Source organism: Vibrio sp. RW, from assembly GCF_027587105.1.
Classification (GTDB): domain Bacteria; phylum Pseudomonadota; class Gammaproteobacteria; order Enterobacterales; family Vibrionaceae; genus Vibrio; species Vibrio toranzoniae.
Window position 1 is genome coordinate 13,380 of record NZ_JAPPTM010000014.1, and the last position, 13,650, is coordinate 27,029.

13 protein-coding genes, 1 tRNA gene and 1 riboswitch are annotated in these 13,650 nt (G+C 43.6%); of the genes, 4 read left to right on the plus strand and 10 right to left on the minus strand.

Annotated elements, in window-relative coordinates; all coding sequences use genetic code 11:
- Positions 1 to 9: 9 nt before the first annotated feature.
- From oppB to moaA, 7 genes are all read right to left on the minus strand, one after another.
- Positions 10 to 930: an oligopeptide ABC transporter permease OppB gene (gene oppB / locus OCT63_RS13470; RefSeq protein WP_017054957.1), complete on the minus strand. Its 921-nt coding sequence runs from the start codon at positions 928 to 930 to the stop codon at positions 10 to 12.
- 116 nt (positions 931 to 1,046) lie between these two features.
- The gene (locus tag OCT63_RS13475) at positions 1,047 to 2,678 is read right to left on the minus strand and encodes an ABC transporter substrate-binding protein (protein ID WP_161687007.1); all 1,632 of its coding nucleotides are present in this window, start codon (positions 2,676 to 2,678) and stop codon (positions 1,047 to 1,049) included.
- Between the two features lie 637 nt (positions 2,679 to 3,315).
- The gene (gene moaE, locus OCT63_RS13480; RefSeq protein WP_060467338.1) at positions 3,316 to 3,789 is read right to left on the minus strand and encodes a molybdopterin synthase catalytic subunit MoaE; all 474 of its coding nucleotides are present in this window, start codon (positions 3,787 to 3,789) and stop codon (positions 3,316 to 3,318) included.
- Between the two features lie 2 nt (positions 3,790 to 3,791).
- The gene (gene moaD, locus OCT63_RS13485) at positions 3,792 to 4,037 is read right to left on the minus strand and encodes a molybdopterin synthase sulfur carrier subunit (RefSeq protein ID WP_055319720.1); all 246 of its coding nucleotides are present in this window, start codon (positions 4,035 to 4,037) and stop codon (positions 3,792 to 3,794) included.
- Positions 4,034 to 4,513, minus strand: coding sequence for a cyclic pyranopterin monophosphate synthase MoaC (gene moaC, locus OCT63_RS13490; protein ID WP_060467337.1), 480 nt, complete (start codon positions 4,511 to 4,513; stop codon positions 4,034 to 4,036). Before moaC ends, moaD begins: the two co-directional genes overlap by 4 nt.
- A gap of 12 nt (positions 4,514 to 4,525) precedes the next feature.
- A complete protein-coding gene (gene moaB / locus OCT63_RS13495; protein WP_010437177.1) occupies positions 4,526 to 5,038 on the minus strand; it encodes a molybdenum cofactor biosynthesis protein B in 513 nt (170 codons plus the stop codon).
- Between the two features lie 90 nt (positions 5,039 to 5,128).
- A complete protein-coding gene (gene moaA / locus OCT63_RS13500; RefSeq protein WP_060467336.1) occupies positions 5,129 to 6,118 on the minus strand; it encodes a GTP 3',8-cyclase MoaA in 990 nt (329 codons plus the stop codon).
- Positions 6,107 to 6,259, minus strand: a riboswitch (molybdenum cofactor riboswitch). Its footprint overlaps the gene before it by 12 nt.
- Before the next feature lie 193 nt (positions 6,260 to 6,452).
- Between moaA and OCT63_RS13505 the strand changes: the two genes are divergently transcribed.
- Positions 6,453 to 7,340 (plus strand): YvcK family protein, encoded by an 888-nt coding sequence (locus tag OCT63_RS13505; protein WP_269983873.1) that lies wholly within the window; start codon positions 6,453 to 6,455, stop codon positions 7,338 to 7,340.
- A 99-nt stretch (positions 7,341 to 7,439) separates the two neighbouring features.
- Here OCT63_RS13505 and luxU read toward each other — a convergent pair whose 3' ends face one another.
- The 3 genes from luxU to uvrB all read right to left on the minus strand — a co-directional run bounded on the left by luxU (position 7,440) and on the right by uvrB (position 11,528).
- Positions 7,440 to 7,784: a quorum-sensing phosphorelay protein LuxU gene (gene luxU, locus OCT63_RS13510; RefSeq protein ID WP_017056506.1), complete on the minus strand. Its 345-nt coding sequence runs from the start codon at positions 7,782 to 7,784 to the stop codon at positions 7,440 to 7,442.
- Positions 7,785 to 7,807: 23 nt separating this feature from the next.
- On the minus strand, positions 7,808 to 9,196 hold the full coding sequence (gene luxO, locus OCT63_RS13515; protein WP_017056505.1) for a quorum-sensing sigma-54 dependent transcriptional regulator LuxO: 1,389 nt from the start codon (positions 9,194 to 9,196) through the stop codon (positions 7,808 to 7,810).
- A gap of 301 nt (positions 9,197 to 9,497) precedes the next feature.
- Entirely contained in the window at positions 9,498 to 11,528 is a 2,031-nt protein-coding gene (gene uvrB, locus OCT63_RS13520) for an excinuclease ABC subunit UvrB (RefSeq protein ID WP_060467333.1), read from the minus strand.
- A gap of 509 nt (positions 11,529 to 12,037) precedes the next feature.
- Here uvrB and OCT63_RS13525 point away from each other — a divergent pair.
- The 3 genes from OCT63_RS13525 to rsxB all read left to right on the plus strand — a co-directional run bounded on the left by OCT63_RS13525 (position 12,038) and on the right by rsxB (position 13,650).
- Positions 12,038 to 12,113: transfer RNA gene (locus OCT63_RS13525), tRNA-Asn, on the plus strand.
- A gap of 362 nt (positions 12,114 to 12,475) precedes the next feature.
- The gene (rsxA, locus tag OCT63_RS13530) at positions 12,476 to 13,054 is read left to right on the plus strand and encodes an electron transport complex subunit RsxA (protein WP_046222689.1); all 579 of its coding nucleotides are present in this window, start codon (positions 12,476 to 12,478) and stop codon (positions 13,052 to 13,054) included.
- A gap of 2 nt (positions 13,055 to 13,056) precedes the next feature.
- A complete protein-coding gene (gene rsxB / locus OCT63_RS13535) occupies positions 13,057 to 13,650 on the plus strand; it encodes an electron transport complex subunit RsxB (protein ID WP_060467332.1) in 594 nt (197 codons plus the stop codon).

Below are 13,650 nucleotides of genomic sequence, written 5' to 3' on the forward strand. Positions count from 1 at the left end.
GCGTCCCTGCTAGTAGCGAATTTTCGGGTCAATAAGCGCTAGTAAAATATCAACAATTGCGTTGAACAAGATAAATAGGAAACCAATCAGAATGGTTACACCCATTACTAACGAATAATCACGGTTAAACGCAGCGTTAACAAACAGCTTACCAATGCCCGGTAGGCCAAAGATGGTTTCAACAACAACTGAACCTGTAATGATACCGACAAACGCTGGTCCCATGTATGAAACAACAGGTAGCATTGCCGGCTTAAGTGCATGTTTAAGAACAATATAACGGTAGCTTAGACCTTTAGCTCGAGCAGTACGGATAAAGTTACTATTTAAGGTTTCGATCATGCTCCCGCGAGTGATACGAGCAAAGGTTGCTACATATAGAAGAGACATCGCAATAACCGGTAGCACGAGATATTTAGCCGACCCATCGAGCCAACCACCGGCAGGAAAAAGGTTTAAGTGTAAAGAAAACACATAGATAAGAGCTGGAGCCAATACAAACGAAGGCATTACAACACCGAGCATGGCGGTCGACATAATCGTGTAATCAACCCAGGTGTTGTGCTTCAGCGCGGCTATCGTCCCTATGGTAACCCCCATTAATAACGTAAAGATAAAAGCAACAAGGCCTACCTTTGCCGATACGGGAAGTGCAACCGAGATTAACTCGTTAACAGAGTAATCTAAATATTTGAACGAAGGGCCAAAATCACCTTGTAGAATATTGGTCAAGTACGTGGTGTACTGCTCAAATACAGGTTTATCTAAGCCATATTTTGCTTCGATGTTCGCCATAACCTCTGGCGGTAATGGACGTTCGCTTGAAAACGGATTGCCCGGAGCAAAACGCATAAGAAAAAAAGAGATAGTGATCAACACCAACATGGTTGGAATCGCTTCAAATATCCTTTTCATAATGAATTTAAACATAAACTCACTCTTTCAGTCTGTGACAATGAAAATTAGAAAAACGCTACATGCACGCCCTGTGCATGTAGTGTCTGTATCGTTATAGTTATATTAACTTTTTATAATCGAAGCGCTTATTATTGAGCTTTGATATAGAGGTCTTTTGAGTAGATTTTCTCTTCCGCATTATTAGCTGGAAAGCCACCGACATGCGGGTTCAGTAAACGTGTTTTTACGTACTGATAAATAGGAGCAATAGGCATCTCATTCGCCATTAGCTTTTCTGCTTCTAAATACAGAGCGGTACGTTCTTGTTCTGACGTTGAATTAATAGCCTTATCCATCAAAGCGTCATAATCGGTATTTCCCCAATGTTGGCCGCCTGTTGTATTAGCGCTAACCATCAAGGTTAAAAATGTAGACGCTTCGTTGTAATCACCACACCAACCTGCGCGAGCGACTTCAAAGTTGCCGGTATCTTTAGAAGATAGGTAAGTTTTCCACTCTTGGTTTTCAAGCGTAATTTTAAGCCCTAGCGTTTTCTTCCACATAGAACCAAGAGCTACAGCAACTTTCTTGTGGTTCTCATCAGTGTTATATAGGAGAGAGAACTCGAGAGGATTATCTTTTCCAAAACCTGCTTCTTCAAGAAGGCGCGCCGCTTCGGCGTTACGTTCTTTTTGAGACATTTTACCGTACTGAGGAAGCTCAGGATCAAACCCAGCCGTGATCTCCGGCGTCAAGAAGTACGCTGGTTTCTGTCCTTGCCCCATAATGGCGCCAGCAACTATGTCACGATCAATTGCATAAGAAATCGCTTTACGTACACGTACATCATCGAAAGGCTTTTTCTTAGTATTGAATGAGTAGTAGTAACTACAAAGATTACCCACGACGGAAAGGTCTTCTGGGTGCTCCTTTTTCATACGCTTGAAATGCTCAATTGGCAAATCATACGTGAAGTCGATTTCACCGGATAAAAAGCGGTTCATTTCCGCTACTTGATTTTCGATTGGTAGGAACGTTACTTTATTAAGAACGGTATGATCGTTATCCCAGTAATTTTCATTACGAACTAACTCAAGACGCTCATTAACGACCCATTGATTTGGAACAAATGCACCGTTACCAACGAAGTGGTCTGGCTTAGTCCATTGGTCACCGTATTTTTCAACAGTTGCCTTATGCACTGGCTTCACTGTGGTATGGCCCATCATCATTACGAAGTATGGTACCGCTGTTTCTAATTCAACAACAAGCGTGTATTCATCTACAGCTTTAACGCCGAGTTCACTCTTGTCTTTCTTACCCGCTACGATGTCTTTCGCGTTCACCATCTTGGTATATTCCATGTACCAAGCGTATGGAGAAGCTGTGGCAGGATCGACTGCACGTTGCCAACTGTAAACGAAATCTTCAGCTGTTACAGGATCGCCGTTAGACCATTTTGCATCTTTACGTAGGTGGAAAGTGAATGTTTTGTTGTCTGTCGTTTCCCAACTTTCGGCTACCCCTGGGATAGTGTTACCTTCGCCGTCTTGGTTCACTAGACCTTCTAGAAGATCACGAATTACGTGAGATTCTGGTACACCTTGAGATTTGTGAGGGTCGATAGTCGCAACTTCAGTACCGTTACCGCGGACCAGTTCCTGAACTTTTGCTAGTTTTGTACCTGCTGGAACGTCAGCAGCGATAGAAAGAGTAGAAGTGGCAGCCACTGCCAGACCTGCACCTAGAAGAAGGGCTTGAGTGATTTTATTCTTGTACATTTAATAAACTCCAAGTTTTTTGTATTGCATCCATGACTTCTTTGTTCGGTTCACTGAAAGGCAGTGATTTAGATGTATTCAGCTCAAATATTAAGCATTAAAACCTAAAACCTTACAAAGATTGCGGCTCACACTATCAACCATTGAAGTAATTTGCTATTAACATGTCGCAAAAAATCGGAGAATTTCCCAAAATATTCATGATATCAGTGTAAATATCTAATAAAAACCTAATGCGTAGTGAATTACACAGAGTAACTTTATTAAGAAACAGCCTTTAGTGTTGATGTATCTGTATTGATGCTTTTTTTTAGCATCTTGTCCTATAACACCGCCAGAAAATTAACATTAATGCCACATTAAATCTAATTGCATATCACATATCACCTAAACAGACTGCACTATTTGTGAGGGTCATCACTTTAAACAAAACAGCATAGTGCTCTGCACCAAAACGGATAAAACGACTCACCAATCCAGACCAAATAAGCCTTTGAATTTACATGCAATCTAGCCGAGTAATTATTTATTAGGACCACGTTTTTTATACAAAAACTTTATAGTATCCACAAAAAAACCGACGTTAATCGTCGGCTTTCTACTGTTTACTTCTGGATCAAACACAATGTTGAGAGGCTTATTTTCCCCAACGCTCCGCAGCTTTTGCATCTGAATCTCGAGAATCAACCCAACGAGTCGCCTCGGTAGTACGTTCTTTTTTCCAAAACGGTGCTTTGGTTTTGAGGAAATCCATAACAAACTCACAGGCTTCAAAGGCTGAACCGCGGTGTGCACTAGATACACCAACGTAAACAATCTGATCACCGATATCTAGGTCACCAACGCGGTGAATCACTCGCATCTTCTGAATAGGCCAGCGCGCTTCAGCTTGATCACAGATCTCGCTCAGCGACTTCTCTGTCATGCCAGGGTAATGCTCCAAAGACAAACCAATCACATTGTCGCCAAGATTCATGTCGCGAACTTTACCAACGAACGTCACTACCGCTCCAGCAGCTGTACCTTGAGCCAAGTAGTCGTATTCGTCACCCACAGAAAAGTCTTCAGCCGTCACTAATACTCTTGGATCAATAGCTCGAGAATCATTCATATTTAGCCTCCAGTTACTGGAGGGAAAAAAGCGACTTCATCGCCATCTTTCACTTCCGTAGTCAAAGGTACGATGGATTGGTTAAGCGCAGCGAGAAGCTTGCCCTCTTCCAATGCAATATCCCATTTCCCTTCTTGTTCTACAAGGTGGCTACGAATCGCTTCAATCGTCTTGAACTGTGCATCAACTTCCACGCTGTCCACACCAACCAGTTCACGAGTTTGAGCAAAGAAAAGTACTGTAATCATGATTCCACCTTGAAGTGACCTGATTTACCACCCGTCTTCTCTAACAGGCGTACGTTCTCGATAACAATGTCTTTCTGAACAGCTTTACACATATCGTAAATAGTCAACGCAGCGACCGAAGCTGCGGTCAGCGCCTCCATCTCTACACCTGTCTTACCCGCAAGCTTACAGACAGATTCGATACGAACCTTGTTTTCAGATTTGATTGCTTCAAGCTGAACTTCTACTTTAGTCAGTAGCAAAGGATGACACAGTGGAATCAGATCCCATGTCTTCTTCGCCGCTTGGATACCAGCAATGCGCGCCGTTGCGAAAACATCACCTTTATGATGACTACCAGAGACAATCAGCTCAAGCGTTTCTGCCGACATTTGAACGAATGCTTCCGCTCTCGCTTCGCGTACCGTTTCCGCTTTAGCCGATACATCGACCATGTTCGCTTCGCCAGACGCGTTAATGTGTGTAAATTGGCTCATACTCAAACCGCCTTATACAGAAAGGTGTGGCATAAAGTTACAAGGACGGTGGCTCGCATCCATCTGTTGCTTGATGATCTTAGTCCAACCTGTGCGGCATGCACCCGTAGAGCCTGGCATTGCAAAGATAACCGTGTGGTTAGCAAAACCCGCAATCGCACGAGATTGAATTGTCGACGTACCGATCTCTTCGTAAGACACTTGACGGAATAGCTCACCAAAACCCTCTACTTCTTTATCGAACAAAGGCTTAAGCGCTTCAGGTGTGCTGTCTCGAGACGTAAAACCCGTACCACCAGTAATCATGATCGCTTGTACGCTGTCATCAGCAATCCACTGAGATACGATCGCGCGGATCTTGTACATGTCGTCGATAACGATTTGCTTATCAACCACGTTGTGGCCGGCTTCTTTAGCATGCTCAGCTAGATAACCACCTGACGTATCATTTTCTTCTGTACGCGTATCTGAAACGGTTAGTACTGCAATGTTTGCTGCTTGAAATTTGCTTTCTGCGTGACCCATTTGTTCACCTATATAAATGTTTCAATTATTAGACTGATTCACCCAGCCTAAATAGGCTAAGCGATAAAATGCTTTAGAGTGTGTAGCGGGTTAACCGCCGATTGACGCCAAGTTTGGAGTCATGCCGCTGTTGCCATCGTGTAAGAAGTGGCTAACGGACTTGGTTTGAAGCTGAGCCTGAATTCGATCAATGAGCGCTTGCTCTTGTCGATCTTCTTGCAACAGATCTCTCAGTTCAACACCGTGGTCGCCAAACAGACATAGATGAAGCTTACCGATCGCAGATACACGCAGTCGGTTACAACTCTCACAGAAGTCTTTCTCGTAAGGCATAATCAAACCAATTTCACCCTTGTAGTCAGGGTGGACAAACACTTGTGCTGGGCCATCGTTAACAGCTTTGACTTTTAACAGCCAACCGTTAGCAATAAGCTGATTGCGAATCGCAACGCCAGAGACATGGTGTTTATCGAACAACTCGTCCATCTCGCCGGTTTTCATCAGCTCGATAAAACGTAATTGAATAGGTTTGTCTTTGATCCAATTAAGGAAGGCTGGTAATTCCTGACTGTTGAGGTCTTTCATCAATACAACGTTGACTTTGACTTGTTCATAGCCAACCTCAAACGCTTTATCAATGCCTCGCATAACCTCAGTAAACTTATTCTCACCAGTGATCTGATGGAACATACGTGAATCTAAGCTATCCACGCTCACGTTTATATGGGTTAAACCAGCATCACGCCATTGCCCTACTTGTTTCTCCATGCGATAGCCGTTCGTTGTCGTGGCTACTTTTTCGATGCCTGGAGTAGAAGCTACGGTATGTATGATTTCAGGAAAGTCTTTACGCAGGCTCGGCTCTCCGCCTGTAATGCGGATCTTTGAGGTACCACAATCTGCAAACGCTTTTACAATGCGTTTGATCTCGGGAACACTTAAAAAAGACGAGTTTTTCTGCCCTGACGGTTTATAACCATCCGGCAAGCAGTAAGTACATTTAAAGTTACAGACGTCTGTAACCGACAAGCGCAAATAATAAAATTTGCGATGGAATCTATCTTCGAATTGTTGCGCCACGGAACACCTTTCCAAACACGGGAGGCTTAATCATTTCCAATTAAGCCCTTGTGACAACATGTCACTGGCTCTTGAGGCGTATCGGTACAGCAAATACCACTGTGCGACTTAGCATGCGAGAGCTCGGAGTTATGGCAACTGCACGTTATATTTATACGTACAGTAGCTGAGTAATAAAATACTTAATATTTGTGCGTGAATCTAGCTTTGATAACCAAAAACGGGTCATATCAACAAAAAAAATGTACCAAACCCTCAAATTAACTCTTGTTAGGTATCTGACAAGAAGCATTTAACCTAAATTATAGTTAGTAATAATTTAATAGAACAAAAAATGAATATTTACTCTTCAAAGAAAGTCGTAGCAATCGGTGGAGGCCATGGCTTAGGTCGTATGCTTGCTGCACTAAAAGACTTTGGTAACAACGCAACTGGCATTGTCGCAACAACGGATAATGGCGGTTCAACCGGACGAATTCGAGACTGCCAAGGTGGCATCGCTTGGGGAGACACTCGTAACTGCATCAACCAATTGATCACCGAACCTTCCATCAGTTCGATGATGTTTGAGTACCGTTTTCGCGGTCAAGGTGAACTGGACGGCCACAACCTGGGTAACCTGATGCTCACAGCATTAGACAACCTCTCTGTTCGCCCACTAGAAGCAATTAACCTAATTCGAAATATGCTCAAGGTTGATGTCAATATCGTCCCGATGACAGAGCATCCTTCCGATCTCACAGCGTTATCAATGGATGGTCGCTGGGTTACGGGGGAAACCAACGTTGACGACATGACAGAAAAACTGCGCATGATGGACTTGTCTCCAGAAGTGCCGGCAACCAAAGAAGCCGTTGCAGCCGTAGAACAAGCCGACTGTATCGTTCTTGGCCCTGGCAGCTTCCTGACCAGTGTTATGCCCCCTCTTCTCCTTCCTGAGATTGGGAAAGCCATTGCTGAGAACACCAAGGCTAAGGTTATCTTCATCGAAAACCTTTCGCCAGAACATGGCCCTGCAGGAAAAATGACGCTTCAAGAACAGCTTGAATGGTGTGAACGTACCTGCAAGGCGAGAAAAATTGATATCGTGCTGGGTAATGCGCCGCACCCTGAACTTGAAGGACTTTGGAACTGCGTGACCACCGACCTTGCCTCTCCTAACCGAGATTGGCGACATGACCGTTTAAAACTTCAACAAGCGATTCGGGCTCAACTAGCTTAATGCACATAGCTTATAGCTCGGGATAAACGACAGAGACCAGTAAAAGCAAAAAAGGAGCGTTATGCTCCTTTTTAATACCCGCTTATATCATCAACCGTTTTAGAGATCAGTCATCAACTGCTGATATTCCGTGTACGTTGATAACAGAAGTTCTTGCATATCTTTAAAATCCACCTCTGTCACTGGCAACGCTTGCTTAACTTTTGCATCTAAGCTAATGGCGAAACTACACAAAGAATCAGCACCAAAACTCGCAGCACTGCTCTTCAATGCATGACTGATATCGGCCAAATACTTGGACGTATCGGTATCTTTATTTAGCTCCAAGTGCTCGTAGTATCCCTTCAATTCACCTAAAAAGATCTCCAGCAACACCGGAACATTCTCTTGCCCTATTTCACCGGCAAGCTCATCAACTTTTTGCTGATTTAATACTTTCATCATCGTTCTTTCTTATTGTTTGGTAATTACGGCTTCGCATTCCACGTTTGCAATTTACGGTAAATCGTTGATGGACTGACATCCAAGAAACCAGCCGCGCGAGGGATATTACCGTCACACGCTTTAATGGCTTGTTCGATTGCCGTTTTCTCAGTGATCCACAATGGGAAAATATCTTTTACCGTGATGTCTTCATTCTGTTTCTCTTTCAACCGCAGACGATTCTCAATCGGCTGGTTCAGTGGAGGTGGGAGCATGTTCAGAGTAATCTCTTTACCATTATTCAATACCACCACGTTTCGCAACACATTTTGTAGCTGACGAACGTTACCCGGCCACTCGTATTGATTAAAGCGATCAAGCACTTCCTGAGCAAAGCGTACGAAAGCCTTACCTTCCTCAACCGACATGTAGCCTAGTAGCGAGTATGCGATCTCGATGACATCTTCCCCACGCTCACGCAGTGGCGGCAAGTGAAGAGGGATCACGTATAAACGATAGTATAAATCTTCTCTAAAGCGACCTTCTTGTACTTCTTTCCAAGGGTCACGGTTGGTCGCACAAACAAAACGAACGTCCACACTCTTCATCTTCGAAGAGCCGACTTTTTGAAAAGTACCCGTTTGGATAAAACGCAGAAGCTTGGTTTGCAGTTCAAGGTCCATCTCACACAGCTCATCGAGGAACAAAGTTCCTCCATCAGCTAGTTCAGCTGCGCCTTGGCGATCGGTTGCTGCGCCCGTAAAGGCACCTTTGACGTGGCCAAACAACTCACTTTCAATCAAGTCTTTAGGAATTGCCGCACAGTTGATGGCGATGAAAGGCTTATCACCACGTTTACTCGCTGCATGAATGGCTTCTGCACATACTTCTTTACCAGTACCACTTTCGCCTGTGATAAAAATACTCGCCTTACTTGATGCGGCAGAATCGATGGTTCGGTAAACCTGCTGCATGGTTTGGCTACTACCGATGAATCCTTGGTAGTTTTGATTACCCGGATTTTCAGAGCTGTTCTTAAGTTTAGTGGCTTTGCGTATCGCGTTATTCACCGTAATACGGAGCCGATCGGCTTCACAAGGTTTAATAAGGAAATCTTGAGAACCATGACGCATCGCTTCAACGGCCGTATCGATCGAGCCGTGAGCCGTCATGAAGATAACGGGCACTTCAGGGTATTTTTGTTTTACAGCAAATAGTACGTCCATACCCGTCATATCAGGAAGACGCAGATCTAACAAAATTAGGTCTGGGATTCGATGATTCAAACTCTCAATTGCATCGCGACCGGTGCCGACAATGTTGATATCAATTTCGAGCGGTGTCAGATAAGAGCGATATAAAGCTGCGACCGAAGCCGTATCCTCCACCATCAACAAATACTTTGATTTGTTATCTAGCGTTTTTGATTGCATATCCTAGCCATTTATAATTTGCATTTCTTATTATAATCGCATTCCGCTTTGCATTATGCAAATCAACCACAGCATTTGTACTGTATTTCTTTGCCTGCTTCAAATAATCAATGTATTAGCTACATGGCACGAACGATGCAGCGGCTAAATTGACCTTCGGGTCACCTAGCCAACTGACGTTGTTAGTGGACTCATTGTTCACAAACGTAGGCCAGTAGAACATTTACTACTGGCTGTTTTTTTGTCTGAACACTTTCTACTTTAGACTTTTCCGGTATGAACTTCATGAATAAGGGTGAGATTAGCTGTTGGTAATGAACTGCTTTCTCAACTGCTCTATCTCATCACGCTTTTGAGCCGCTAATTCAAATTCCAAGTTCTGAGCATGTTGATACATCGCAGCTTCTAGCTTACTGATCTCTTTATCGAGCTGCTGCGGCGTAAGCACGGTGTAATTTTCTGAAGGCTCGGCAACTTTCGATAGTGGAACCTGCTTAGATTGTCGCTGCTGTTTCGACTTAGTGAGATCACCCAGCTCCATAATGTCTTTAATATTACGTTTAAGCGCTTGCGGCGTAATACCTTGCTCTTCATTGTAAGCTTGTTGTTTTTCTCTACGACGATCAGTTTCATCAATCGCCTTTCTCATTGATTTGGTAATCGAATCACCATACAAGATAGCTCGACCTTCCAAGTTACGTGCGGCTCGACCAATGGTTTGAATAAGAGAACGTTCAGAACGCAAAAAACCCTCTTTATCTGCATCAAGAATTGCCACCAGCGACACTTCAGGCATATCCAACCCTTCTCGAAGTAAGTTAATACCCACTAACACATCAAACTCACCCAGACGTAGATCTCGAATGATCTCTACACGCTCAACCGTATCGATATCTGAGTGCAAGTAGCGAACCTTAACACCATGCTCACTTAGGTATTCAGTTAAGTCTTCCGCCATTCTCTTAGTCAATGTTGTGACCAAAACACGCTCTTCTTTCACTGAGCGTATTCTGATTTCAGACAACAGGTCATCAACTTGAGTCGACACAGGCCTTACTTCAATAACTGGGTCTAAAAGACCTGTCGGACGCACGACTTGATCAGCAATTTCACCATCTGACTTTTCGATCTCGTAGTTGCCTGGCGTTGCTGATACAAAAATAGTCTGCGGAGCTATCGATTCAAACTCGTCAAATTTCATTGGGCGGTTATCCAATGCAGAAGGCAGGCGGAAACCAAATTCAACCAGAGTCTCTTTACGAGAGCGATCACCTTTATACATGGCGCCAATTTGCGGTACAGTCACGTGTGACTCATCGATAATCAACAGACCATCATCAGGCAAGTAATCAAATAATGTCGGAGGCGCTTCCCCTTCTTCACGACCACTCAAGTATCGTGAATAGTTTTCGATACCGGAGCAGAAACCAAGTTCCGTCATCATCTCGATATCAAATTGAGTTCTCTGAGAAATACGCTGCTCTTCCAAAAGCTTGTTGTTGTCCTTTAGGTATTGAGCTCGGTCTCGAAGTTCATCTTTAATATTCTCAATCGCCTCAAGGATTTTCTCCCTCGGCGTTACATAGTGAGTTTTGGGGTAAACGGTAAAGCGCGGTAAATCTCTTTGTTTAATTGCGCCAGTCAGGGGATCAAAGATGCTTATACAGTCGACTTCATCATCGAACATTTCGATTCGCACTGCATCTTGGTCAGATTCAGCAGGGAAGATATCAATGACCTCACCACGAACACGGAACTGACCACGTTCAAAGGCGACATCATTTCTCGAATATTGAAGTTCAGCTAAGCGGCGTAAGATGTCACGTTGGTCCATAACCTCACCGCGACTCAAGTGAAGCATCATCTTCAAGTAAGACTTAGGATCACCCAAACCGTAGATAGCCGATACAGACGCGACGATAATGGCGTCTTTTCGTTCAAGCAAGGCCTTGGTTGCCGAAAGCCTCATTTGTTCGATATGGGCATTCACAGACGCATCTTTCTCGATGAATGTGTCTGTGGTCGGCACATAGGCTTCTGGTTGGTAGTAATCGTAGTAAGAAACAAAATACTCTACGGCGTTATTGGGGAAAAAAGATTTCATTTCACCATAAAGTTGAGCGGCCAACGTCTTATTCGGCGCTAACAAGATCGCAGGTCTTTGAGATTGGGAAATGACGTTGGCAAGCGTAAAGGTTTTACCTGAGCCCGTTACCCCTAATAGCGTTTGATGTGCCAAACCAGAATCTAATCCGTCTAGTAATTTGGTTATCGCTGTCGGCTGGTCCCCAGACGGGCTGTAGTCCGATACCAAGTCAAAGAGTTTACTCATAGGTCGCCATTTCCATACTGTTTTTTTAATCAGGTCATTGTCACTCTAGGAGGAGTGTTGTTGCAACTATTATCTAGAGAAATGCTTCTTAAGACTCGATATCAGTTATAGCTTTTATGTTTAGAACTTGGTATTATCCGTGCCCCTGCAAGATCTCTTCAGCTAAATTACTCTATTTTTAATCCACTACTTTTCCCCAAAAAATCTAAAAATACCGCCTATTTTACTATTGTCGCTGTAATCTAAAAAAGTTATACAATAGCGACATCTCTAAATAAACCCTTAAAATACATACGATTAGCTGCATTTGTTACATTTTTAGATTTATTTCAATTATTGTTATTAAAGTTTAACACACACACTTATCCACAATTTTGGTGGATAACTACATCCAAGCTAAATCCAATAAGGCGTTCAAGAAAGTAAAGTTTTTTATCTTACTTTTTTCTGCTATTTTTTGTTGACAGAAAAACGGACTGTTATTAGAATTCTCGCCGTTCACAAGTAATTCCCCTTTAGTTCAGTTGGTAGAACGGCGGACTGTTAATCCGTATGTCGCAAGTTCAAGTCTTGCAAGGGGAGCCAAATTTAAAGAAGCCGTATCACTCGATACGGCTTTTTGCGTTTTGATGCCTTTTATTCTTTTTCTTATACTGTCCCCCTTTTACGACTCCTTGGGATAAACCTGCACCCAAAGAACCAACGATTGTTGCCTTGTAGCTAGTGCTAAGATCTGTCTCCATTCATTAAAGATCCAATTTAGCCACCGCTATAAACGTGTCTCAGCAAGTAAAAATTGGCCGTCTATACTTAGTGTGACTTTTAACAATCAAACGATTACCTGATGTTTTTTTCACCAAGTGTCTAAATCCCTAGTGATCCTTGGTTGTTATTAGGTGAGCAAAGCAGGATAATATCGGGATCGGAATCTCAAGAATTAATCCATTATGACCGAATACCTTTTGTTGCTGGTTGGCACAGTGCTGGTCAATAACTTTGTGCTAGTGAAGTTTTTAGGGCTATGTCCATTTATGGGAGTCTCCAAGAAGCTGGAGACTGCGATTGGCATGGGCCTCGCGACGACTTTCGTTCTGACGTTAGCGTCGGTATCTGCATACCTAGTAGAAACCTACATCCTTACCCCTCTGGGTATTGAATACCTGCGTACCATGAGTTTCATCTTGGTTATCGCGGTGGTCGTTCAATTTACGGAAATGGTCGTTCACAAAACCAGCCCGACTCTATACCGCCTGTTGGGTATCTTCCTGCCTCTTATCACCACCAACTGCGCGGTGTTAGGTGTGGCGCTTTTGAACATCAATGAAAACCACAACTTCATTCAGTCGATCATCTATGGTTTCGGCGCTGCGGTGGGGTTCTCTCTTGTTCTTATCCTATTCGCTGCGATGCGTGAACGTATTACGGTTGCTGATGTTCCAATGCCATTCAAAGGCGCATCGATTGCGATGATCACAGCAGGCCTAATGTCCCTGGCATTTATGGGCTTTACTGGGTTGGTGAAATAAGCATGAGTACCATTTTAATTGCGATCATTGCGCTAGCCGTTTTAGCCGCTGTTTTTGGCGCTATTTTGGGCTTTGCTTCTATCCGATTTAAAGTAGAAGCCGACCCTATCGTTGATCAAATCGACACCATTTTACCGCAAACTCAATGTGGCCAATGTGGCTACCCAGGCTGTCGTCCATACGCAGAGGCGATCGCTAACGGAGACAAGATCAACAAATGTCCTCCTGGCGGACAAGCAACCATTGAGAAGCTAGCAGACTTAATGGGCGTAGAAGTTGAAGACTCCGCTCATGACTTAGATAACAAAGTAAAAACCGTTGCTTTCATTCATGAAGATATGTGTATCGGCTGTACCAAGTGTATTCAAGCCTGTCCGGTTGACGCCATTGTTGGTGGCACCAAGGCTCTACACACAGTAATTAAAGATGAATGTACAGGTTGTGATCTATGTGTCGCACCGTGCCCTACTGACTGTATCGAAATGATTCCAGTGGCAACAACGACTGATAATTGGAAATGGCAGATGAACATCATTCCTGTTACTGATATCACTAACCAAGCGACTGATGCGGCTGCGTCAGAGCCTAAGGCGTAG